This window comes from Vibrio sp. 1978 (genome assembly GCF_033344345.1).
Genome location: NZ_JAWPOP010000017.1, coordinates 22,825 through 46,624, shown reverse-complemented (window position 1 = coordinate 46,624; position 23,800 = coordinate 22,825). Strand labels below are relative to the sequence as shown.

Sequence of the window (23,800 nt, the reverse complement as noted above, 5' to 3'; positions counted from 1 at the left end):
AGCGCTCTAATGAGCGCTCTTTTTATAACGATTCGACTGAGTTACTCCGTGCCACCCACTGTCAGTGAGTCCAGCTTCAAGGTCGGCTGACCAACACCAACTGGCACACTTTGACCTGCTTTACCACATACGCCAACGCCCTTGTCGATACTTAGGTCGTTACCGACCATAGACACTTGCTGCATTGCTTCGATACCTGAGCCAATCAACGTCGCACCTTTAACAGGGCGCGTAATTTTACCGTTTTCAATCAAGTACGCTTCCGATGCAGAGAACACAAACTTACCCGAAGTAATGTCCACCTGGCCGCCACCAAAGTTTGGCGCATACAACCCTTTCTCGACCGTCGAGATAATTTCTTCTGGCGTATGTTCACCTGGAAGCATGTAAGTGTTGGTCATACGAGGCATTGGCAAGTGTGCATACGATTCACGACGACCGTTACCCGTTGGATTTACACCCATTAGCCGCGCGTTTAGCTTGTCTTGCATATAGCCTTTCAGCACACCATTCTCGATAAGCGTGTTGTACTGACCGTTTACCCCTTCATCATCCACATTCAGTGAACCACGAAGGTCTTTTAACGTGCCATCATCGACGATGGTACACAACGAAGACGTCACTTGTTGACCCATTTTGCCAGAGAAAACCGAAGATTCCTTCCGGTTAAAGTCACCTTCTAGGCCATGACCTACCGCTTCGTGTAGCAACACGCCAGGCCAGCCAGAACCCAATACCACTGGCATCATGCCAGCTGGTGCGGCTTCTGCTTCAAGGTTGATTAACGCCATGCGAATCGCTTCGTCTGCGTAATGAAAAGCTTGTTTCACACCATTGCTTTCCGTTAAAAAGAAATCGTAACCGAAACGGCCGCCGCCACCAGCACTACCGCGTTCACGTCGTTCACCTTTTTGTGCGAGCACGCTAATAGACAAACGCACCAAAGGACGAATATCGCCTGCATAAGTACCGTCTGTTGCCGCAACAAGCATCTGCTCATGCACACCGCTGATGCTGATCGAGACTTCTTTAATCAATGGTTCTTTAGTGCGGATGTAAGCATCTAGAGATTTGAGCAATTCTGTTTTTTGCTGCTTTTCCCATTCAGCTAGTGGATTCACAGCGGCGTAGTACGCTTGGTTTTCGGTGCGTTTAAACGCTTGGACTTTGCCATTTTGCCCTTGCTGAGCAATACCGCGCGCCGCCATTGCACTCTGCTTCAGGCCTTCAGGCTGGATTTGATCAGAGTAGGCAAAGCCTGTTTTCTCGCCAGTTACTGCACGGACACCAACACCACAATCAATGTTAAAAGAGCCATCTTTGATGATGCTATCTTCTAGAACCAGAGACTCATGCCAGCTGGACTGAAAGTAAATGTCCGCATAATCGATCTGGCGCGTCGCAATGCTGGCAAGCGTGTCAGCAATGTCTTGTTCTGTCAGACCATTTGGGGCAAGGAGTGCCTGTTCTATTTGGTTTGTGCTCATAGTTAGCTCTTTTATTTCCGTCTCAATTCATTTTGAAAGCGACTGTGTTGAGTCAGCGGCATATTCTGCCTTACTTGTTGGCTTTGTGACAAATCTATCTCTGTCACCAATAAGCCTACTTCATCCTGAAGCTGTTTATGGATACGTCCCCAAGGGTCAACGACCATTGAGTGTCCCCATGTTTTTCGTCCACATGGATGCGTTCCAGTTTGTCCGCTTGCCAAAATCCAACATTGTGTCTCAATCGCTCTAGCTCGCAATAATACTTCCCAGTGAGCTTGCCCCGTCACAGCGGTAAACGCAGCGGGCACCACAATGATATCCGCCCCTTCTTGACGCAATACTTTATAAAGTTCTGGGAAACGTAAATCATAACAAATACTCAATCCAACACTGCCGATATCAGTTTCCGCAACGACTATTTGATTACCCGCCATAAACGTATCCGACTCACGATAACTACCATAACCATCGGCTACGTCGACATCAAACATATGCAGTTTGTCATAGTGAGCAATGCATTTACCGTGCGGCGGAAATACAAGTGTTGTGGTGGTGACACCTTTTGCGGTTTGAATGGGCATGCTTCCGACAATTAGCGTTAACTGGTTCTTTCTAGCGATTTCACAGAGCCGCTGTTGAATCATGCCACTGCCAAGTGGCTCTGCATGTTGATGATAAGCTTCGCGACTGGAAAATAGCACTGTATTTTCAGGAGTAAGAACAAGTTTGGCACCTTGCTTGCTCGCTAAAGCACACTGTTTTTCAATGAAGTCCAAATTCGCGTTAATATCCGGACCCGAAGTCATTTGAATAATGCCAACACGCTCCATGTGTTTCCTCCCTATTCCATTATATTCGGTGAGTTATTTGGCCTGTTCACGCAGTTTTTCTGGCAGCTTGTATTCACCTTTACTTCGCGAAATTTCTTTCACCGTTGGTGAATCTAGTGGGCCTTTCACTTCATAATTGACTTGAGTGAAGACCTCAACCACCGGAGATATCACCGTAGAGATGGCCAAGACATACAAAGCAGTTTGAGGCGCAACGGCAAACGCGGTCAGCATTGGTAGGCCTGATGTGATGTCTGGTGTGAATTTCACTTCCGCATCAACCATTCTGCTGTTCATATTAGCGATGCCGCGGATTTGCATTTCCCCTGCTAACGCATCCATTACGATATCATTGGTGATAAACACACCGTCTTGGATTTTGCCCGTTCCCGTGATCGAGTTGAATGCCATGCCTTTATCGAATACGTCGGTAAAGTCGAGCTGCATCTTACGGATGATAGAATCCAAGCTAAACAAGCCTAACAAGCGTGCCGCACCACTAACTTCACTGATCACGCCTTTACCAAATTCCGTTGAGACGTTTCCTTGCAAGGTTTGTGTCTTCATTGACCAAGGTGCGCCGTCCCATTCCATATTGGCATTGATCTCAAATGGTGCTTGTTGAATGCCTGATGTAATACCAAAGCGCTCCATAAGATCGGTGTTGTTATCACCTTTCATTTTCATGGTTAAGTTGGAATGGCTACTCTCTTTCGTCAGGTCCCACCAACCACTCATATCAATGCGGTTTTTGCCGCTACTAAAGGTGATATTTTTCCACTCCAAACGGTTCTGGCGACGCTGCAAATCAACATTCACTTTGCCCACTTTGTAGCCTTGCAGCCAAAAATCATCAATGTTCAAAGTTAAGTTTGGCATCTCTGCGTGAAACTTGCGGTCAAAATTGGTAATCAAAGGTGCGTTTTGATCTTCACTCGCAAAGATTGAGCTGCGCTCTTTGGTCATCTCTTCAAACCCTGGAATGTACAGATGCAAGTGCTCTAAAGAGACCGATAGATCATAGGGTTTCAGATAGTTAGCTTTCCCTTTAACCTCTTGACTGTCCACATCGAGTTGCCAACTCAAATTTTTCTTGCTTGCTGAAAAATCCACATCATGAAACTCAATCCCACCGAGCTGTAAGTTTGGCGTTTCAACTTCAATGCGTGTCGGCAATGGAATGGTCGGCGTTTTCATGCTTGCCAAAACAGACGATGACGGCTTGCTCTCAGAGACCTGCGCAAGCTCCGCCCATTGGTCTAAATTCAGTTCTTCGACACGCACCGAAGCATCGTGCCCGACAATAGGACTAATCCGGAAGCCACCTTTGCCAACCATTAAATGAGTCGCAGTCAGAACCGGGACATCGCCAGCGATATCTATCTCAGTTTGATACTTCACATTTGGGATCTGTAGTCTTGCTGAAATACTCTCTTGGTTACCGGATGCTTGCAGTTTCGCTTGCCCAGACTCACCAATTTTTTTCGCTAAAGGATAAGGATATTGACTAGCCAGACGATTTAGCTGCGCCAGCACTTCAAGCTGATAAGTGAAACCAACATCATTGAGTTGCAAGTCAATGTCCATTTGCCACGGCGCATGGCCAGAAACAAGGTTTAACCAACGCTCACCGACATAGGGTTTGAGAGGCTCGACATCCCAATCTCCTAGTGTATTAATTGTCACGTTGTAGCCTTGCTCCGCACTCTCCCCATGGAAATCAAGAGAGATAGGCTGTTGTAATAATTCGGCCGACAAACCCGATGTGGTAACCACATCATTGTCGAAGGTGATACGCCCTGTGGCGTTTTCAAGCGTCATTGGCGGCGCTTCAATATCAACACGATTTTCTGTTAAATCGGCATAACCCCAAGCGCGAGACTCTTTCTCAAAATCAAACGGTATATTGAGTTGAAACTCAGAGTAAACGGGACCACTCACTTGCAGCGCTGTCAATGCGGCACCGACTGAATCCACTAATGGCGTCGCCATCATGTAGTCACGGACTTCATTACCCGGCGCGCTTGCTTTCGCTTCAATCTCGATGTGTCCACCTTCTGCCAACTCAGGGATTCGCCCAGTGATACGCTTGGCATGAACGCCATTTAGTGTGGCTGATTTTGAATCCAAATACATGGCATCATTTTCAAACAGCAAGTCTAGCTGCAAATCCGTGATGGTTGGCCATGCCGTATCAAAGCTAAATTTCGCGTCTTTTAATCCAACCCAAGCTTGGAACATGCCATTATGTTCTTTGTAAGGAAAATCACCTAACTCGCCATACCACAACAATTTCGCTGTATTCACTTTTCCGCCCTGAATCGCGGTCGAAAGATAGTCGGTCAAGTCTTGTCCAAGTGCCAGAGTCGGTAGATAGCGCCATGTTTCACCCGCGTTGTAGAGATCCGCTTCGGCATAGAACGATAAAAATGGGCTTTGTTCTTTTGGGAAATCAAGACGAAATGCCCCCAAAACTTGAAGATCAGGCGTTGCTGCCGTCACTTTATCCGACCACAAACGCCAACCCGCATCATCTTGCTGCCAGATAATATCGACTTCACCTTGTTTGATATTCAGCGGAGCTTGGAATACATCGCCGTACGGAAAGACATCATCAATGACGGTGACTTTTGCTTTAGCTTGATTCACATCCCCCGATACGCTGCCCTGTACGTGATGAAACCCGGGTAGGAGCTCCCATTGTGTCATCGCGAGTTCATCCAGTTCAGCCGAGTAGCGTAAGGTGTCTAAACCACCGTTCATTGACAATCGGACATCTTCGACCCGACCTTTCGGTGCTAGTTTGTTAATAAGGTCGCTGGTCGACTCTGACTCCGGAGCCAGCTTGATGAGCGGAATGAGTGCTTCGATGTCGAGTTGAGAGAGATTAAGCATCCAGCCGTTTGGTTGCCAATCAAACGCGACGTCTAGCTCTGGCCAAGGGGTATTATCGGTTCTGATCTGAAGTGAGTGGCCATTTACTTTCCAGCCTTGTTTATCTGGTCGAAGATTGAAAATTCCAGACTCAATAAACAGCTCATGATGTCCATCTTCATTCCACACCAACTCGGAAGGCAGCAATTCAACATAAGCATCATGCGGTTGGCTATGTTTGAGCGTTAGCCAAGTATTTAAGCTGACTTTACCCGACTCTGCTCCTGACTCTTCTTGCATGTAAGTGGTCAGCCAAGGTGTGACCGAGACATCTTGAGCACTCACGTAAAACTCACCAGATACATCACGCAACGAGCCATGATCTTTAAAGTTAGCGCTTACTAACAATGAGTTCAGGCGAACATCGGCAATGCTAACCGTGCCTTCGGCTACGTGACGTTTCCCTTGATTGCTCCAACGAAGCTGCTCAATATCTAAACGGCGAGTTTCACCAGACACCGACTTATACCAAATCCGTGAATCGCTAATAGTGAAGTCTTCGAACTGACGTAAAAGAAGTGAGTCGAGTTGGTCAATGAGTTTCACTTCGCTCTTATCCACTTCAGGCTTCGGATCTTGACGATGAGAAGTCGGCAGAATGTCTACCGTGTGAATGTCTAAAGCGAGGTTATGAATGGTAAGGTCTGCAACTACAGGTTTAAGTTGAAAAAGAGATTGAATAAGGTCGAACTCAATTTGGACTTCTTCAACAGCGAAGCGTGCATCTTGCACGTTTGGTAGATTTGCCTCTAAACCCAGTAACGCGATTGAGGGATGATTATTGCGCCACGTCCCTGCGACATTGGCAATAGAAACGTCAAAACCTGTGCCTTGTTTGACCCAGGTTTTGATCTCATCTTGGAAGTGGTTAAGTTGCGGCAGTGTGACGCGAAGCGTGGTTACTAATATGGCTAATAACACTAATACAGTAACTAAACTCCACGCACAAAAACGCCCAAAACGGTTAACACCAGAATTCACAAATGTTCCAAATTACATCATTACGACGTCAAACTGTTCCTGAATGTACAGGGGTTCAGCCTGAACTCGCACTTGCTTGCCAATAAATACTTCGAGCTCAGCCAACGCATGAGACTCATCGCCCAATAGCGCTTCAGCAACAAACGGCGATGCGTACACGACAAAATTATCGGCGTCGTAAGCACGGTTCACACGAGTAATCTCGCGTAATATCTCAAAGCATACGGTTTCGACCGTTTTCACGCTGCCACGGCCTTCACAAGTAGGACAGCCAGAACACAAGATATGTTCAATACTTTCTCGCGTGCGCTTACGCGTCATTTCAACTAAGCCAAGCTGGGTAAAGCCGTTGATGTTGGTTTTTACTCGGTCTTTCGCCAGCGCCGTTTCCAGTGAGGTAAGTACTCGCTGACGATGCTCTTCGGATGCCATATCGATAAAATCAATAATGATGATACCGCCGAGGTTACGTAAACGTAGCTGACGCGCAATAGCTTGCGTTGCCTCTATATTGGTATTGAAGATAGTCTCTTCGAGATTACGACGACCAACAAATGCACCCGTGTTGATATCGATGGTGGTCATGGCTTCGGTTTGATCGATGATCAAATAGCCGCCCGATTTTAGCTCGACCTTGCGCTCTAAAGAACGCTGAATTTCGTTTTCGGTGTCGTACATGTCAAAGATTGGCTTGTCACCTTCGTAAAGCTCAAGCTTATCTGTTAACTCCGGTACATACTCAGAAGTGAATTCTTTCAGGTTTTCATATTCAAGGCGGGAGTCGACCATGATCTTATCGAGCTCTGTGCCAACAAAGTCACGCAGAATGCGTTGAGCTAAGCCGAGTTCACCGTAAAGTGTTGAACGCGTTTTGTATTTTGAGCGACGCTCCATGACTTTTAACCACAAACGCTTTAAAAATGCCGCATCTTGAGAGAGCTCTTTTTCATCAGCGCCTTCTGCCGCGGTACGAATGATAAAACCACCGTGCTCATCGCAGTAATGGTTCACCACCTTTTTCAAACGCTCGCGCTCTTTTTCACTTTCAATACGCTGCGAAACACCGACATGGCTGGCCCCCGGCATAAAAACAAGATAACGCGAAGGTAAGGTGATATCCGTCGTTAAACGCGCACCTTTCGTGCCGAGCGGATCTTTGACCACTTGCACAACAATGTCTTGTCCCTGGCGTACCAGTTCAGAGATATCACGGACTTGAAACTGCTGTTTTTCGTTTTCTGCCACACATTCGGTATGAGGAACAATATCTGACGCATGTAAAAACGCCGCTTTATCTAAACCAATGTCGACGAAAGCCGCCTGCATACCTGGTAACACTCGACTTACTTTGCCTTTGTATATATTGCCCACAATACCGCGACGCGATTCGCGCTCGATATGTATTTCTTGTAGTACTCCACCTTCAATCATGGCCACACGAGTTTCACTCGGGGTCACGTTAAGCAGCAATTCTGCACTCATGTGCACACCTCAAAACAATTATAAAAATTCTTGAATTAGCTGATCGGTTTCGAACAAAGGTAAGCCTACTACAGCGTGATAACTGCCTTCGATTCGGGTGACAAATCGCCCTCCGAGTCCCTGAATACCATAACTTCCAGCTTTATCGCATGGCTCTCCTGACTGCCAATATTGTTCGATTTCTTCGTGAGTCAGTGGTTTGAACCACACGTCAGTGGTAACGACCACTGAATGTTGTTGTTCCGATGATACAACGCTCACCGCAGTCATCACTTGATGACGACGACCGGATAAGTCAGTAAGCATACGCTTTGAATCTTCAAAGCTTTTTGGTTTTTCTAGCACACGGTCATCGCATACTACGACCGTATCAGAGCCCAATACAACGGAATCAGGCTTAGCCAACGCTAAGCCTGCCTGAGCTTTTTCCAAAGAAAGACGCAACACGTAATCTCGTGCTTGCTCATGAGCCTGTTTGGCTTCCTCAATATCAGGCAATACGATCTCAAAATCATAACCCAGTTGAGCAAGCAGCTCTTTTCTTCTCGGAGAACCCGATGCGAGAACGAGAGATAAGCTTTTCTTCACCGCTTTACCTTACGTGCCATGCACGACGAACTCGTCGCATTAATAAAAACATCCATGGCCAAAGTATACAGTTTATTGCCGCCGTCCACAGAGATAATGGATTAAATACTACGTCCTGGTTCAAATATTCCCCACAGAATATCAAAACTTCCAATAACGCAGTAAAAAAGGCAATTAAAATCGACTGTTGCCACAATGCCATGTTGCGAATCAACAGGAAATTCAGCGCCACAAGGTAGATAACGATCGACATCATCATGCCACGAATTCCAAGCGTTGAGCCGATCAAGATATCCCACAATAAGCCCAACACTAGCGCAGTTCCGACGTTCACTCGGTGCGGTAGTGCCAACACCCAATAACACGTGACAAGGAACAACCATGACGGACGTAACACATCTAACACACCTGGCCATGGAATGGTTTGCAGTACCAGCGCAACGAAGAAACTGACACCAATCACCATTCGGCTACTCAATACATTATTGGCCATCGGTTACCTCTTGTTCTTGCTCTAACCCTTCATCTACATTGGACCGTAGTACTTTGTGTTGACGGTCTTCATTCGGCCAAATCAGCAGTAGGTAGCGTAAGCGATCAAATTCCACAACCGGCTCAGCCTTGATTGAGGCGAACTCTTGACGCGTATCGTGATCCACATTGGTAACCGTCGCGACTGGATATCCTTCAGGGTAAATACCACCTAAACCGGATGTCACCAATAAATCACCAACCTGAATATCTGTGCTGGTTGGAATGTGCTCCAGTTGGATTTCATCCATTTCACCATTGCCCGATGCGATCACTCGGATATCATTGCGGATCACCTGGACAGGAATTGCATTTTTCGCGTCCGTTAGCAGCAGAACACGTGCGTTGTGCGCTGCGACAAACGTGACCTGACCAACGATGCCTTTCTCATTGATAACAGGCTGACCAACGTAAACACCATCAATACGGCCTTTATCGATCACCACTTGATGACGATAAGGTGAAGTATCAACCGCCATTACTTCTGTCACGACTTTCTTTTCATCACGGACAAATGAAGATCCTAACAACTTACGTAAGCGTTGGTTTTCTTCTTTATACTGGTCGAGCAAGATAAGCTCGCTTTTCAGGCGTAGCACTTCTCGCTTTAAGCTGCGATTGCCTTCAACCAATGCCTGATGAGAATTAAAACGTTCAAATACGCCATCGAACATACTACGAGGTAAATTCGCTGCGTACTGAATCGGTGCAACCATACTGTTTAGTAGGTATCGAACGTTGGAAAACGTATCTAGACGACTATCGGCCAGCATTAAGCTCGCCGACACGATGACAGCAAAAAACAGACGTAATTGCAGAGACGGACCTCTGCCGAAAATCGGTTTCATCTTGTTTTTGACCTGATTGCTTCCATGATTATTGAGCCTTACTTGGCAACCTAAAAATACTTAACTAAATACTTTTAGGTATGGAGCATGTTTGAATTACAGAGAGAGCAGAAATGAAGGTGAAGCCCGACATGAGCTTCACCTAAACCTTTATTCTTCAGAGAACAGATCGCCACCGTGCATGTCGATCATTTCTAGTGCTTTACCGCCACCACGCGCAACACACGTTAGTGGATCTTCCGCGATAACCACAGGAATACCAGTTTCTTCCATTAGTAGACGGTCTAGGTCTTTAAGTAGTGCACCACCACCGGTTAGTACCATACCGTTTTCAGAAATGTCTGAAGCAAGCTCTGGTGGACACTGTTCTAGTGCAACCATGACTGCTGATACGATGCCAGATAGCGGCTCTTGAAGCGCTTCTAGGATCTCGTTTGAGTTCAAGCTAAAGCTGCGTGGCACACCCTCTGCAAGGTTACGACCGCGAACTTCAATCTCTTGAACTTCATCACCAGGGTAAGCAGAACCGATTTCGTGTTTGATCTTTTCAGCCGTTGCTTCACCAATCAAGCTGCCGTAGTTACGACGTACGTAGTTGATCACAGCTTCATCAAAGCGGTCACCACCGATACGTACAGACGATGAGTAAACCACACCGTTTAGAGAGATAACGGCAACTTCAGTTGTACCACCACCGATATCGACCACCATTGAACCTGTCGGCTCAGATACGCGTAAACCAGCACCAATTGCCGCCGCCATTGGCTCGTCGATTAGGTAAACTTCACGCGCACCAGCACCAAGTGCTGATTCACGAATTGCGCGACGCTCAACTTGGGTAGAACCACAAGGAACACAAACAAGAACACGTGGGCTTGGCTTTAGGATGCTGTTATCGTGCACTTGCTTGATAAAGTGCTGAAGCATTTTTTCGGTTACGTAGAAGTCAGCGATTACGCCGTCTTTCATTGGGCGAATAGCGGAAATGTTGCCAGGTGTACGACCAAGCATCTGTTTTGCTGCGTGACCGACTGCAGCAACGCTTTTTGCAGAACCTACACGATCTTGACGAATAGCAACTACAGAAGGTTCATCAAGGACAATTCCTTGCCCTTTTACGTAAATTAGAGTGTTGGCTGTACCTAAATCGATAGATAGATCGTTAGAAAACATGCCACGAAGTTTCTTAAACATACTCTTCGCTCATCCTGCAAAAATATAGAAGACAAAAATTGCTCTAAATGTACCAATGCCTCGCTGTCACAGCAAGGTATTGGTACACAAACATGAGCAGAAAGCCTCAATTTCTTGCAGTTTCCTAACTTAAGGGCAAAAACCTAAGTTGTTACTGTCCGGTTAACCCTGGCTCACCACGGTAAATCACGCGATCGTTACCTCGATGAATACCAAAGGTGACGACGGAGGATGGGTTTTCTTCGGAGCCATCATTGTCCCAGTCGTATTTGAGCCAAGGGAGGTTGTTACCACTAGGGTCGAGATTAAGCCAAACTTCAGCTTGTTGACGTCCACAGTCTGCGCGCTCTTGCTTAGCAATAAGTTCACGCATGGCACCATCGTTAACCGTCGTTCTGACGCCTTCAAGTAAAATGTCGCAGTCGGAGCCATCATCAGGCCAAACTGGCTCCTGGCTTTTTAGAGTTGGGGACACTGTTGTCCCGTTATCCTTACTGTTTAAAACGAATCGGGTATCTCTCCAATACTCCACTCTAAGGGGGATATTAACAGATTTACCCTGATTCACTCCCACATCATCCAGAGCTATGCGACCAAACCTGACATCAGGTTGCGATAGTAGCTGTTGCGAAACCATTCTATCTTCAGTGCTATTTTGCCCTTCTTTTAAGAACATCGTAGGATCAACATAGCCAGATACTTTAGTTCCATTATTATTAAGTGAAAGCGAAATAGACGTTTCGATGGAACTATCCTTGTCTGCCGGTAGTTTTGAATTAAATGGACCATCGGGACTCGGCAAAGATAAATCTTTACGCCAATAAACTGAGTTATCCCAAGTTTTGCTCCACACAGCTCCCGACCAGTTATCACTAGTCAAATCGGAATCCAAAATGCTAAGTCTATCTGAGTAACCACCAGCCAAATACAAATCTGCTTTTAAAGAATTGGCAAAACCACCATAATTTTGAGTTGTGTAACCGTTAGCGTTATATGCTGTGACTTCAAACTTAACCGATTCAAAATTCTGTCCCATATATACAGATTGATTCTGATTATCAGGGTAGGTCCACTCTGTCCCGGTGACTTTAAAGTAATCCGGATAGAAGCGCCCAATGGTTAACTTACCATCGGCTATTTTAAATGCATTACTACCAAGATATAGAGATGTGCCAATATCATCGCCATTTTCATCTTTAGCAACTGGTGCCTCAGCAATAAGCTCGAAAACACCGACTTCTGAAACCGATTGATCAAACGTCACACTACCACGAGACCATTTACTTGATTCTGGTAGCTTCTCATTTAGAAGTTTGGCTAATGAACCATTAGACGGGTACTTCACTTTATTACTAACCGTAATAGTCTTCTCTTGATAGTTCTCAGCAACCGTATCATCATCTTGCAATGCCGAGATGGTTAACTCAAAAACTTCACCAGCAGCAACAAACCCCGAAGAACAGCCATTTTCACTGTTGGTGCACTCTCCGCTCTTATCACCACTCTTTGCAGTAACTTTCAGTTTTGAAGGAAAACTAACGAAGCTGCCGAATCCATCCGAGTCATCAACACCTTCAACACTGGCTTTAAGTTTGACCTTTCCAGCTTCAGAGTATCTCAACTTAAAGAATGCCTTGCCTTCATCATCAAAATAAACATTAGGCAGGTATTTATTAGCTCTGGTTAGCTCGACATTTGAACTCCATTCCACAGCCTGATCTTTCACTTTTTTCTTGTAAGAAATCACGACAGGTTGAGAGCTATCGATCGGTGCCACTTCATAATCAATCGACATATTAACACCGCGAGATTCTCCGCCGTCTTCAGTTCGAGTTGAACAAAACGATAGGTAGTCCTCCCCCGTAGTTTCGCGACTAGCAACTACATCATTAACATTCACCGCAAGCACATTTGAAGCGAAGGTTACATTACAGTTGTTAGCAGATAGTGGCCCGCCATTAATTCGACATCGTGCCCCTTCAAAGCCAAACTGTGGTACGGAACTTTGATCGATACCCAAAGTAATATCGCCAGCTCTTGAACCTTGCAGCTCAAGCTGAGTTTCATTCTCAAACTGTACATTTGTACCACCAACCCAGTTGGCAACATTATTGCCAGTAGATGGAAGTAAAGTGACAGAGAGAGGCGTTAAGCTGCCATCATCGTATGCATCTCTAGGATATTGCTCAGAACAACTTTCATTCATACAAGCTCTAAGTGTCACATCAGAAGCCTGACACGTACTGCCTGAGCCTGAGTAGTCAAACTCGAAATGATGAATACCATCTGTTAATCGCGAGTACTTGTCCGCACAGACTCGGAAGTTATCAATATCATGCGTATTGGTAAGCATACCTGTGGATGCCGTTACCGACAGACGGAAGTTATCTGGAATATAGTTAAAACCACCTTTTTCCAAAACGTTAAACTCTTCGATAACAGGATCCCATCCGCCATTTTTTCCGACTTTTCGAAATACAGCCAGCGTTATCGTATCGGTGTTACGCGAATTTAAAACTACTTTATAACGATGCAGTTTCTCTTTACCTTTTCGATTATCCAACGAGCTGCTGTATTTTTTGCCAGTGATATACGGATAACCTTTCAGCCACTTACCATTCGCATCTTGGACGCCCTGTCCACGCACCCCAACATTATCAGCAACACTATTTGAAACGATTTTCTCGCTCCCTTCACGAATGTAGTTACCAAACTCATCAATACCAATACCTAGCCAACCACCAGCAAAGCCTTCTACATCTTTGGAGACTTCAGGGTAGTGATTCTTTAGAAGCTTCATCCCGTAACCAAGCGGACCACCAAATGCCCCGGTTTGAGGAGGGACACTCGCATCAGAAATCACCAGCGCAACACCGTCAGCACCATTCCCACCATATGCATTGTGATCAAAATCAATCTCTAAATAGTTCTGATCTGACGGAAAAATATAGTTATATGCAGAGGCTGTTGCCTGCTCTGGTTTATTTGAGTTTAAGATGAAACGTCCATCAGAGATATGGGGCTCGTCACTGGTACCAAAGCCCATCACCGACCAGTTTGACAATGAACCTGAATTGAAGTTTTCTTCTGGTAATAGTGAACATTGCTGTGTTGGCGGAATAACAGGAACTAATTCAGGACAAAGTGAGGCTACAGCCTCTATTGGGCACTCTCCGGTCTGGGGGGGCTGACAGTTGGGATCATCTACACCACAATAAATGTCACTATCATTGTACTCGTAAGAATGTGATTTTGAGTTAACAGAACCACAGACGGTCGAGCTTTTTACTGTGGCTTTCCCGTGGGACTGAATCGCTTCACTAAGAGTATAAACACCTCGATTTTGATCGAGTTTAGAGTTAGTCAACGATACTTCGCTACCTGTTGATTCTACCCGGCCACAAACCAATGAGTTTTTAATATCGACTTTATGTAGAGCGAGAATATTTCCGTGTACTTGGTTATTGGCTTCTAAAATAACCTCTAAGCCCTTACTGGTAACGTCACCCGTAACTTTTGTTTCATTTAATGTAACCCGGCTTGATGCAGAAATATCACCTTGAATTTCATTCCCGCTTTGCTCAGTTTTCACCTCACCACCGATACTTGTCACGCTACCTTCGACATGGGTTTGCTTCAACGTAACCGTTCCAGCAGCTTCAACGTTACCGCGAATGATATTGTCGCTTTGTTCGGTTTTTATCGTGCTCGTTTTACTCGTAACATTTCCTTCAATAACCGCTTGAGAAAGAATAACCTCCCCATGCGTGGACAAGATCGAACCATAAACATGCGATCGGTTCTTAAGTTGAATTTTACCGTGCGACTCAATATCACCATAAATATCATAGCCACCGTTATCTCCGATAACATCGCTGGTCTCGTTAATAAGGTCAATATGAGCATTAGATTTACCGATCTGGTTGTTGCCAGCGAGTTGAATAGTACCTCGTACACGAATCGTCATTTTACTATCAGACACAATAGTATCGCCGTTATTCAACGTGAGTCCGTTCGGGCATACGTAGGTTGTAGGCCTAACAAAAAAATTAAATCGATCTTGGTAACTACCGTTATCACACAAATCGCTTGCACCTTCAGGGACCCACCTCACCCAGTCCCAACTTGGCGTAATATCGTGAACCTTAGCGAGAACGTTCGCCGTACTCATCATACATATCAAGGCTAAGCAAATCAGTTTTTTCATTCTTGTTATTACTCCCGAACCCAAATCTCTTGCTGGCGCTCATGGTGTTCCTAAGTTTAAAGTGCCTAAATCTACACAACTCATTGGGCTAAGCCTACATCCGGTCCCTTGTGTGACATTAGGCATTGCACCGCTTACCGTATTTGTGCAGATTGTCGCGACGCTATCACTCGTACCATTGATGGGATATAACCTTGTCAATGCCCACTCATTTGCAGACTGAGCAACAAACCAAGCTTTTGTTCCCAAAAACTCTCTTGTTAATCCGCTTTGATTCGACCATGTCACTTTCATTAAAGAGGAAGCCAAATATCCCATTACAATAATGACGAACAACACGATGATTAGTACATTTCCGCTGGAGTTTCTTCTATGGGACATTGAGCACCTGCACATCTTGTTGATACACACTACGTTCACCATCCTGCTCAAACTCTAAATTGATATGAACTAAACCACCTCGTTGCAGAGTTGGCTCTAGATAACGCATACCACTTACGGACGAATCGACACTATCCGCAACCGTAATACCATTTCGCGTAACTCGCTTGGTATCAAAACAGTAGCGAACCTCCGACTTCTCTTGATAAATATAAAGACGGCTAGAAACAGAGGATCCCGTAATCGTACTTGCCCCCCCACTAACAACAAAAACCTTACCTGTTTTAGCTAAACCACCAATGGCTATATTTCGCGAAGAAGTTGATTGTAAATCTTCATATCGGCTCGGATTTATCACCATCCTGCGATTCGCAGGAATAGGATTAAGCGTTGAGTCATTACCTAGCAAAAACTCTAAATCATTATTCTTAAACGTGTAAAAACCAGAATATTCAATCGGCACAAACTCTAGACAATTAGTTGTTCCTTTTGGCACATGAAAACTATTAGGTACAGCATGGCGGATTTCTCGGGTCATCTTTTCTAAAACAAACTGAGCCTGTGTTTGTATTCGTTGGCGATCGATAGTATCAGCGTAACCTTTCATTCCTAACTGGACATACCCAGCTATCCCCAACATGATGAAGCTGCCGACCACAATCGTAACTATCATTTCCATTAAGGTGAAACCACGATCTTTCATCAGTAGTTCCCCTTAATAGCTGTTAAAGTAAGGGGCTGCGTGTTCCCCGCAAAAATCCTTAATGTTACTTTTTTGTATTCGGTTATTTCATCGGGAGCTTTATCCGTCAGATCATCATAGGCAACGCTAATTTCTAATCTAAAGTTTTTGTACTGCTCAGTACTGTCCGCACCAAGTACATCACTAATATTCCCTCTAGGGACACCATCACACTGAGAAGCCGTTGTAGATGTGCTCCAACACCCGATATAGTCATCGACATCATTGAAATCACTAGGCGTTGTTTCCAAGGAACCGTCTAGTTTTTTATCCGCACCTAATTTATTTACGTCAGTGCAGCTCACTCCATTCTCACCACACCGAACGGTGCCACCATCAAAGTCGCTGTTTTCATCGAAGCCTCGCGACAATATCTGAGACATAAAACCTTGGCCTAATGCAGCGGCACGAGTTTGATAATGAGGTATAGCTGAGTCTCGAATTTGAGGGACAAGAAAAGAAGTAAACGCCACCATCGCAATGCCCATTAAAACAATCGCGATGATCATTTCTATTAACGTAATGCCACTAGATTTCTTCATGAGCATGTACCTTTTGAAACATAACCTTGAGTATTAATTTCAACTTGGCAGCGGCTTCGACCATGTTTATCTTCAATCAGGATTGAAACTCCACCACTCGCAGAATTTATAGGATTACCCAACAAATTAAACTCGATTGGATTAGTTACGGCATTGGTCAGTGAAAACTTTGCGGATTTATCAATAACTACGTCACTACGAGCATCTTGTGCACTGCCTGTTAGTGTGCAGGCAGCAACTGAACCAATGCATGAGCTAGAAACTTGTAAACGAAAGTTATTATCAGTTTTTTTTTCAAAATTCGACTGCATACGATTCACCTGCACTTGGCGAATAACAGAAATCACGCGTTCTTGTAATGCATATGCAGAGAAACTGCCAGAGCCCATAAAACGGCTGGCTGCAAAAAGTGAAAGGATAGAGAGGAGAACAATCACGAGGATTAACTCCATTAACGTAAACCCTAATGCAGAGCTGCGAATTTTCATAACCCAACCTTAGGCTTAGAACAAGCGAGATAAGTATACGATGAAATTATGAGATTAATGATAGGTTTATAATTTTTCGATTCGAAATGTGAACAGACGAACAAATAGCCAATGTCTAGTTATTTCTCCCCTTTGAACGACTAATCTCTTCTTCAATTCGATCGTAAGTTTCTTTATTGCTTAGCGTCTCAGAAACGTGCTCCGCGGTTTGCTTGGTTTGCTCCCATTTTGCTTCGTATGTTTCTGGTCCAAAACTGATATACCGAGGCAATAGCACGTAGCCAGCGACGGCGAGAAAAGTCAGCAGCACGATAAATTCAGTAGTGCTTAATCCTCTGATGCTTTTCACTGCTCAGTCCCTAAAAAATTAAAAGGGGCTTTCGCCCCTAAACTCTATGAGCCAGATGCAACTTTAGTACATTCAGTCACTAATGATGCTTTAGCTGGCAAAACATCGCCATCTTTATTTTTATATGCTTCAGCATACTGAACACACTGGTCCACACCACTTTCTGATGCGTAAGTGACTTTACCTGGAACTCCATCTGTAGTGCCAGCTTGAGCTGTACGCGTTTCTGTTTTAATCAACGTCCAGTCATTTGTATCACTAAGGCCCTGTACCGCTTTACCGATACCAGCCTCATTTGCTGTTGGGTAACCCAAATAAATCGTAATGTCTTCAACTTTGGTATCTGCAGCTGTTTTGGTTTCTTTCCCTTCAACCGCTGCTTTGCCGTAAACAATACCCGCAGCGCCATCCATTGCGCCTTTCAGGCCCTGGTTAACTGCTTTGCGAGCATCGTCCTGCAGGTTAAGGAAACGTGGTGCTGCAGTGACCGCTAGAATACCTAGGATTACAATTACCACTACCAATTCGATAAGGGTGAAACCACCTTGTCTTTTCATTGTTTACTCTCTCTATGTAAGCATGCAGTACAACTGCAAAGTTTTGTTTAGGTCACGCGACCATTTTGGATATTGTCAAAACGGTTTGGGGCAGCAACGTTCACTAAAACTGACCGTGAAGTGGATACTGTATCTACCGCTTGAGCAGAATGACGATTCGCCATTATTCAGTTCATGCTGCAATGAGAAAAACACATTATTGTTTACCCTCTATTACAGCTTCTTACTTATGGTAATGATTGCATTATACCGACTTTCAATACCAATTATAGTGATTAGGTGTCAAAAAATTCACTCTGCCGACATTTCGACGTCTATTTTCAGTTGATTAGCAGTTGAGATAACTACAATCGACTGACCATTTTCATAAGTGTAGTGACAGACATAACGATCAGTTTTGATGGCTCCACTGATATCTATTAACTTGTTGGTCATTATTTTACGTTGGGGGTAATGCACCGCTAGCCAATAACCACAATCTAATACACCTTGCTGAGTAAAGGGAGACACTAACCCGTCCTCAGTCATAGTAAGGTTAAAACCATCCATCAGCATATGTTCTGGCTCGCCTTGTACTAGCCAAGCTTGACGATAACGCTGAACACTATCTTGCATCCAAACTCTCGCCAACTTAGCCCCAGTCACTTGTGCTTGCTCGGTCACAGGACGTAATTTGACCGCCAAACCCACCGCCATAATCGTAGCAATAACCCCAAACACAATAAGCGTTGCTCGGCTTTGATTTTCAACCACCTATTAGCCGCCTTTGATAATGTCGAGCATTCCCCACATTGGTAGGAAGATACCCAATGCCAGCACCATGACCATGCCTGCGACAATCACCAAAAGTAATGGTTCTATTCTTGCGGTCAGCGTTTTTAGATCGTAATCGACTTCTCGATCGTAAAAGTCCGACACCTCCAGCAGCAACTCATCAATACGACCAGTTTCTTCACCTACTGCAATCATCTGAATCACCAATGGGGTGAATATTTTACTGTTGATGGCCGTCACTGAAATGGTGCTACCCGCTTCAATTGCAGACTTCATCTCAAGAATTCGGTTTTCTAAAAAACGGTTCCCTAAGGCTTCCCCGGCCAAAGCCAAAGACTGGTTAAGTGGCACCCCTGATTTCAGCATCAACGAGAAGGTTCTGGCAAAACGAGAAAGCTGCGCACGATTAACGATATCGCCTACAATTGGCAGCCGAAGCCGAAACTTATCGAACTTCTCCCGACCATCAGCCGTCGCCACCCACGCTCTGAATACAGTAAACGCGCCAATCATTGCCACAACCAGCAACACCCAATAATTAACAAAGAAATTAGAAGTCGCGATCAAAATACGCGTCGGCAATGGTAGCTCAACCCCAAAGCGCGTGAACATCGATGCAAACTCAGGGATCACCAAGATATTCAATACAAACATGGCGATGGTGATAAAGATAATAACAAACGTCGGATAACGCATCGCCGCTTTAATGCGTTTGCGAGTCTCAAGTTCCTGTTCGTAGTAATTCGCCAGTTGCAATAGCGCTTGGTCAAGCCGACCCGTATTCTCACCGACGTTGATCATAGAAACGAACAGTGGGCTGAATACTTTACTGTGTTGCTGCATCGCAGAAGACAAACCTCGGCCATTACTCAGTTCAGAAACGACATCTTCTAGCGCCTCTTTGAGCTGTTTGTTTTCGCAATTTTGCAACAAGCCACGCATAGAGCGCAGCAAAGGTACGCCAGCTTTAGTCAAACTAAACAACTGGCGAGAGAAAAGAATAATTACTTCCAACGGAATAGCAGGCACAAACAGCTTAGACAAGCTCACTTGGCTTTTTGCCGACTCTTTCTCTAACCGTACATTGAGCGGGATGACCCCTTTGTTCATCAATGCTTCCGCCGCAGCTTCTGAGTTCACTGCTTCGATTTTGCCGTTAGTGGATGAGCCGTCTAGCGTGCGGCCTTGATAACGAAAAGTTGGCATTCACTTACCTATATGAAAATGGGATCAGTCTTACCAGAAGCATCACCCTCACCTAGGGTCATCACTTCATCCAAACTGACGGTGCCTTGTAGCGCCAGTTCCATTGCAGAAGCAAGCAGTGGCTTATAGTTTTCTGAGCGGCGCGCGGCTTGCGCAAAACCAACCGCATCATTGGCTCGCAATTTATCCATCATCTCTTGCTCAAGTTCGAGCATTTCAAACACACCGATTCGGCCTCGATAACCAGTCAAGTTACAGTTTTGGCAACCTGCGCCTTTATAAAAAATGGTGCTAACTTGATTTGGGAAACGCCCAGCTAACCACTGCTGGCGAGACTCATCTAAGTGGTCTTCTGTTTTACAATCTGGGCAAACTCGGCGCACAAGACGCTGCGCCACCACGGCTCTAACCGCACTAGCAACCAAGTACCCCGGCGCCCCCATATCGATCATGCGTAACGCACTGTCGACAGCATCGTTGGTGTGGAGAGTGCTCAATACTAAATGCCCCGTTAGTGCAGCTCTCAGACCAATTTCTACCGTCTCTTGGTCACGCATCTCACCAACAAGAATTATGTCTGGGTCTTGACGTAAAAAGGTTCTAAGAACACGCGAGAAAGTTAGATCGATCTTGCTGTTAACCTGTACCTGAGTGATGCGAGGCAGACGATATTCAACCGGGTCCTCTGCTGTAATGATCTTTTTCCCAGGTTCGTTGAGCTCACTCAATGCGCCGTAAAGCGTGGTGGTTTTACCGGAACCTGTCGGCCCGGTAACCAAAATCATGCCGTGCGGACGCGCCAACTGTCGACGTAAGCGAGCAAGCAAGTCTGGCGGCAAGCCTGACTCTTCTAACGGACGCAAACCAGCGGACTGGTTAAGCAGACGCATTACCACAGATTCTCCGTACTGCGTTGGTAACGTCGACATACGAATATCAATTGATTGGCCACGAACTTTGATATTGAATCGGCCATCTTGCGGCAAGCGCTTTTCAGAAATATCTAGGTGTGCCATCAACTTCAGTCGAAGAACCAAAGCCGATGCAATATTCACTTCATTTAAGAGCGTTTCATGCAATACGCCATCAATTCGCTGGCGCAAACGCAATACTTGATCGTCTGGCTCAATATGAATATCCGAAGCTCCAACCTGTACCGCATCTTCAAACATGGAATTAACCAGCTTTACAACGGTAACCTCTTCACTATCGGCTTCATCAATACCGTAATCAAAGCTTTGTACATCTTTATGCTCTTCATGCAGCTGTTCAGCAAAGGAGGCTATCTCTTTAGTACGGCGGTAATAACGGTCAAAGCTTGAAATAAGCTGACGCTCTGAAGCAACAATGAACTCAAGGTTGTATTGGCCCAACAAGTTCATCAATGATTCTTGGATGAACAAGTCCGCAGGGTCACTCATAGCAACGCGCAGTGTGTCCCCATTTCGAGCAACGACCATCGCACGTAAGCGACGTGCGTGTACCTCAGGTAGAATCTGCACGGCTTCGGCATCCACAGGCGCACGACCAAGATCGATCAGTGGCAAACCAAGCTGCTGAGACAAGAAGTCCAACATTTGCTTTTCGGTAATAAAGCCAAGGTCAATTAACGCATCCCCTAGCTTCTGCCCGGTACTGCGTTGTGCGTTTAGTGCTTGCTGGATTTGTTCTTCAGAGACGATACCTTCCTCAACCAGAAGATCGCCCAAGCGTTTTCTCAACTGAATTTTCATTGTGCGCTCTCCAACTCTTTCAAGATGCTCAAACGGTCACGGATAAATGCTTGCGATTGATTCGAAATGCCAACTTTACCCAGAGCTTGGTTGTAAGAGTTAATCGCGGCAGTAAAAGCCAGGGCGCGCTCTTGTTGAATAGCCAAACCTAACCACCAGCGCGCGTTTTCCGGCTCACGCTGAGTGAGGAGTTGATAGCTCTCAAGCGCAATGTCATTTTGCTTGTGTTTTTGTGCCAATGCCGCACGCATCGCCAAGTAATCTCGACTTGGTACTGGAGGCAAATGAACAAGCGGGCTCAGCGCCGCTTCAGGTTGATTAGCTTTCACTAACAACTTAGACAAGGCCAAGCGGAGTACTTGGTTGTTCGTATCTAGGTTGATGCCTTCTTGAATAATCTCATATGCTTTACGCGTGTCACCTTTACCAAAGTACAACGCTGATAACTTTTGACGCGTGTCTGCATTCATTGGCTCATAACGCAACGCCTCGGCATAAGCCGATAACGCCGTTTGCATATCGTTAGCATCCAGTGCTTTTTCCGCTCGGCTAACCGCTTTAAGAGATAATTGGCGGTGAGTAAGCTCAACCTGCTCAATGCGCATTGAACTGTTTTCTGATGTTGTGTGGGTTACGTGATCGTATTGCTCCTCGCTCGGCATCGTTGCTAACTGCGCGAGTAAAACTGCATCATCAGAGGCGATATTTATCTCAGATCTTGGCGTGAACCTATCAGTCTCTTGCATGTGAGGCTGTTGCGCAACCGGCTGTGTGGCTGGTTTGGTGTAAACCACTTGAGTTGTATCGGGCGTCATTTTACTCGTTGGTGAGTGAGTGCGCTCCGATGAAACAATTGGTGAGACATTCACAGACGACAGTGGCATAGCGTCGGTTTGAAACTGTGATAGCTCGCCTGAAGGGACAGGACCGCGAGAGACCGCCCAACTGCCAACCGCAAGGCTTAACGAAAAACCGGCGACAAGCCAAAGCCAAGGTTTACTGCGTGAGACACTTGGAATCTCTGCACGAGTAAGCTCTGACGGCGATGTTTTTTCAGCAAGTTCTGATAATGCTTTATTGATGGCACTCAAGGTTGACTCCATCCCCAAAATACGGGTGTTTTAAACTTAGGTTTACGGGCATCAAACGTATCGTGCATAGCGGCGTAAACATGATGATTTTTCAATAGTGTGCAACGATCATTAAATGCAGCAAGCAACGACTTGTGGCTAATTTGGTTTATCAAGCGCGGAATCCCCATGGATGAACGCCAAATCGCTTTTTTCTGTTCAATAGAAAAAATGTGTGCCCCATTGCCTGCTTTATCTAAACGATTATTGATGTAAGCCACGCCTTCATCGATAGAGAGAGGACGGAACTGGCAACTAAACGTAATGCGTTGACGAAATTGCCTTAGATCATGGTTAGCCAATCTTTCATCCAACTCTGGTTGTCCGAATAACACCAATTGAATGAGCTTATCTTGTTCCGTTTCTAGGTTGCCAAATAGACGCAATGTTTCTAAAGCTTGTGGGGAAAGAGCTTGCGCTTCATCAACGATCAAGACGGTTTTCTTTCCCAAGGCATGTACTTGAATCAAGTGCTCTTGAATGAGGGAAACGATACGCAGCGGATCATCGTTCTCGATACCCAACTCTCTGGCGACAGCAAACTGCAACTGTTCCCCATTCAACACTGGATTGGGTAAGTAAATAAGCTCAACTTCAGATTCAATCTGCTCGATCAGCTTACGGCATACCATGGTTTTTCCAGTGCCGACTTCTCCCGTCACCTTAATCACCCCTTCTCCCATTTGCACGGCAGCTAGGATGGTTTGGATCGCCTCATAGTGAGGGGCTAACCCCAAGAACATTTCTGTATTTGGGGTTAACGAAAAAGGCTGAACTCGGAATCCAAAGTGTGACAAGTACATACTCGAATCA

19 protein-coding genes and 1 pseudogene are annotated in these 23,800 nt (G+C 45.4%); all 20 read right to left on the bottom strand.

The genetic code is table 11. The features are described 5' to 3' along the window. Positions 1-41 precede the first annotated feature (41 nt). The 20 genes and pseudogenes from tldD to R8N49_RS16455 all read right to left on the bottom strand — a co-directional run bounded on the left by tldD (position 42) and on the right by R8N49_RS16455 (position 23,790). On the bottom strand, positions 42-1,487 hold the full coding sequence (gene tldD / locus R8N49_RS16550; RefSeq protein WP_005381134.1) for a metalloprotease TldD: 1,446 nt from the start codon (positions 1,485-1,487) through the stop codon (positions 42-44). An 11-nt stretch (positions 1,488-1,498) separates the two neighbouring features. After that, positions 1,499-2,320: a carbon-nitrogen hydrolase family protein gene (locus R8N49_RS16545; protein ID WP_005381136.1), complete on the bottom strand. Its 822-nt coding sequence runs from the start codon at positions 2,318-2,320 to the stop codon at positions 1,499-1,501. 33 nt (positions 2,321-2,353) lie between these two features. Then, the gene (locus R8N49_RS16540) at positions 2,354-6,235 is read right to left on the bottom strand and encodes a YhdP family protein (RefSeq protein ID WP_186584635.1); all 3,882 of its coding nucleotides are present in this window, start codon (positions 6,233-6,235) and stop codon (positions 2,354-2,356) included. A gap of 12 nt (positions 6,236-6,247) precedes the next feature. After that, on the bottom strand, positions 6,248-7,717 hold the full coding sequence (rng, locus tag R8N49_RS16535; protein WP_005381138.1) for a ribonuclease G: 1,470 nt from the start codon (positions 7,715-7,717) through the stop codon (positions 6,248-6,250). Between the two features lie 18 nt (positions 7,718-7,735). Continuing rightward, positions 7,736-8,305, bottom strand: coding sequence for a Maf family protein (locus tag R8N49_RS16530; RefSeq protein ID WP_005381139.1), 570 nt, complete (start codon positions 8,303-8,305; stop codon positions 7,736-7,738). 4 nt (positions 8,306-8,309) lie between these two features. Next, positions 8,310-8,798 carry a rod shape-determining protein MreD gene (mreD, locus tag R8N49_RS16525; protein ID WP_005381141.1) on the bottom strand — a complete coding sequence of 163 codons (489 nt, stop codon included), beginning with the start codon at positions 8,796-8,798 and terminating at the stop codon, positions 8,310-8,312. Beyond that, positions 8,788-9,684 carry a rod shape-determining protein MreC gene (gene mreC / locus R8N49_RS16520; protein WP_005381142.1) on the bottom strand — a complete coding sequence of 299 codons (897 nt, stop codon included), beginning with the start codon at positions 9,682-9,684 and terminating at the stop codon, positions 8,788-8,790. Before mreC ends, mreD begins: the two co-directional genes overlap by 11 nt. A gap of 150 nt (positions 9,685-9,834) precedes the next feature. Beyond that, positions 9,835-10,878: a rod shape-determining protein gene (locus R8N49_RS16515; protein WP_005381144.1), complete on the bottom strand. Its 1,044-nt coding sequence runs from the start codon at positions 10,876-10,878 to the stop codon at positions 9,835-9,837. Between the two features lie 151 nt (positions 10,879-11,029). Beyond that, positions 11,030-15,085 (bottom strand): DUF6701 domain-containing protein, encoded by a 4,056-nt coding sequence (locus R8N49_RS16510; RefSeq protein ID WP_186584634.1) that lies wholly within the window; start codon positions 15,083-15,085, stop codon positions 11,030-11,032. Positions 15,086-15,093: 8 nt separating this feature from the next. After that, a pseudogene (locus R8N49_RS16505) lies at positions 15,094-15,466 on the bottom strand (MSHA biogenesis protein MshP). Then, positions 15,456-16,169 (bottom strand): PilW family protein, encoded by a 714-nt coding sequence (locus R8N49_RS16500; RefSeq protein WP_104979757.1) that lies wholly within the window; start codon positions 16,167-16,169, stop codon positions 15,456-15,458. The pseudogene R8N49_RS16505 and the gene R8N49_RS16500 overlap by 11 nt, the downstream one beginning before the upstream one ends. Next, entirely contained in the window at positions 16,169-16,750 is a 582-nt protein-coding gene (locus R8N49_RS16495; RefSeq protein WP_132937235.1) for a prepilin-type N-terminal cleavage/methylation domain-containing protein, read from the bottom strand. The genes R8N49_RS16500 and R8N49_RS16495 overlap by 1 nt, the downstream gene beginning before the upstream one ends. Next, complete coding sequence (locus R8N49_RS16490; RefSeq protein WP_132937236.1) at positions 16,747-17,238, bottom strand: type II secretion system protein; 492 nt, start codon at positions 17,236-17,238, stop codon at positions 16,747-16,749. Before R8N49_RS16490 ends, R8N49_RS16495 begins: the two co-directional genes overlap by 4 nt. A 115-nt stretch (positions 17,239-17,353) precedes the next feature. Continuing rightward, positions 17,354-17,587, bottom strand: coding sequence for an MSHA biogenesis protein MshA (locus R8N49_RS16485; protein ID WP_132937237.1), 234 nt, complete (start codon positions 17,585-17,587; stop codon positions 17,354-17,356). Positions 17,588-17,631: 44 nt separating this feature from the next. Further along, complete coding sequence (locus R8N49_RS16480) at positions 17,632-18,144, bottom strand: type II secretion system protein (RefSeq protein ID WP_132937238.1); 513 nt, start codon at positions 18,142-18,144, stop codon at positions 17,632-17,634. 291 nt (positions 18,145-18,435) lie between these two features. Continuing rightward, complete coding sequence (locus R8N49_RS16475) at positions 18,436-18,897, bottom strand: hypothetical protein (protein WP_031781206.1); 462 nt, start codon at positions 18,895-18,897, stop codon at positions 18,436-18,438. Positions 18,898-18,900: 3 nt separating this feature from the next. Next, positions 18,901-20,124 carry a type II secretion system F family protein gene (locus R8N49_RS16470; RefSeq protein WP_005381186.1) on the bottom strand — a complete coding sequence of 408 codons (1,224 nt, stop codon included), beginning with the start codon at positions 20,122-20,124 and terminating at the stop codon, positions 18,901-18,903. A gap of 8 nt (positions 20,125-20,132) precedes the next feature. Beyond that, positions 20,133-21,857 (bottom strand): GspE/PulE family protein, encoded by a 1,725-nt coding sequence (locus tag R8N49_RS16465; protein ID WP_005381188.1) that lies wholly within the window; start codon positions 21,855-21,857, stop codon positions 20,133-20,135. Then, on the bottom strand, positions 21,854-22,948 hold the full coding sequence (locus tag R8N49_RS16460; protein ID WP_186584632.1) for a tetratricopeptide repeat protein: 1,095 nt from the start codon (positions 22,946-22,948) through the stop codon (positions 21,854-21,856). Before R8N49_RS16460 ends, R8N49_RS16465 begins: the two co-directional genes overlap by 4 nt. Then, on the bottom strand, positions 22,945-23,790 hold the full coding sequence (locus tag R8N49_RS16455) for an ExeA family protein (RefSeq protein WP_186584631.1): 846 nt from the start codon (positions 23,788-23,790) through the stop codon (positions 22,945-22,947). The genes R8N49_RS16460 and R8N49_RS16455 overlap by 4 nt, the downstream gene beginning before the upstream one ends. Between the last annotated feature and the right edge of the window lie 10 nt (positions 23,791-23,800).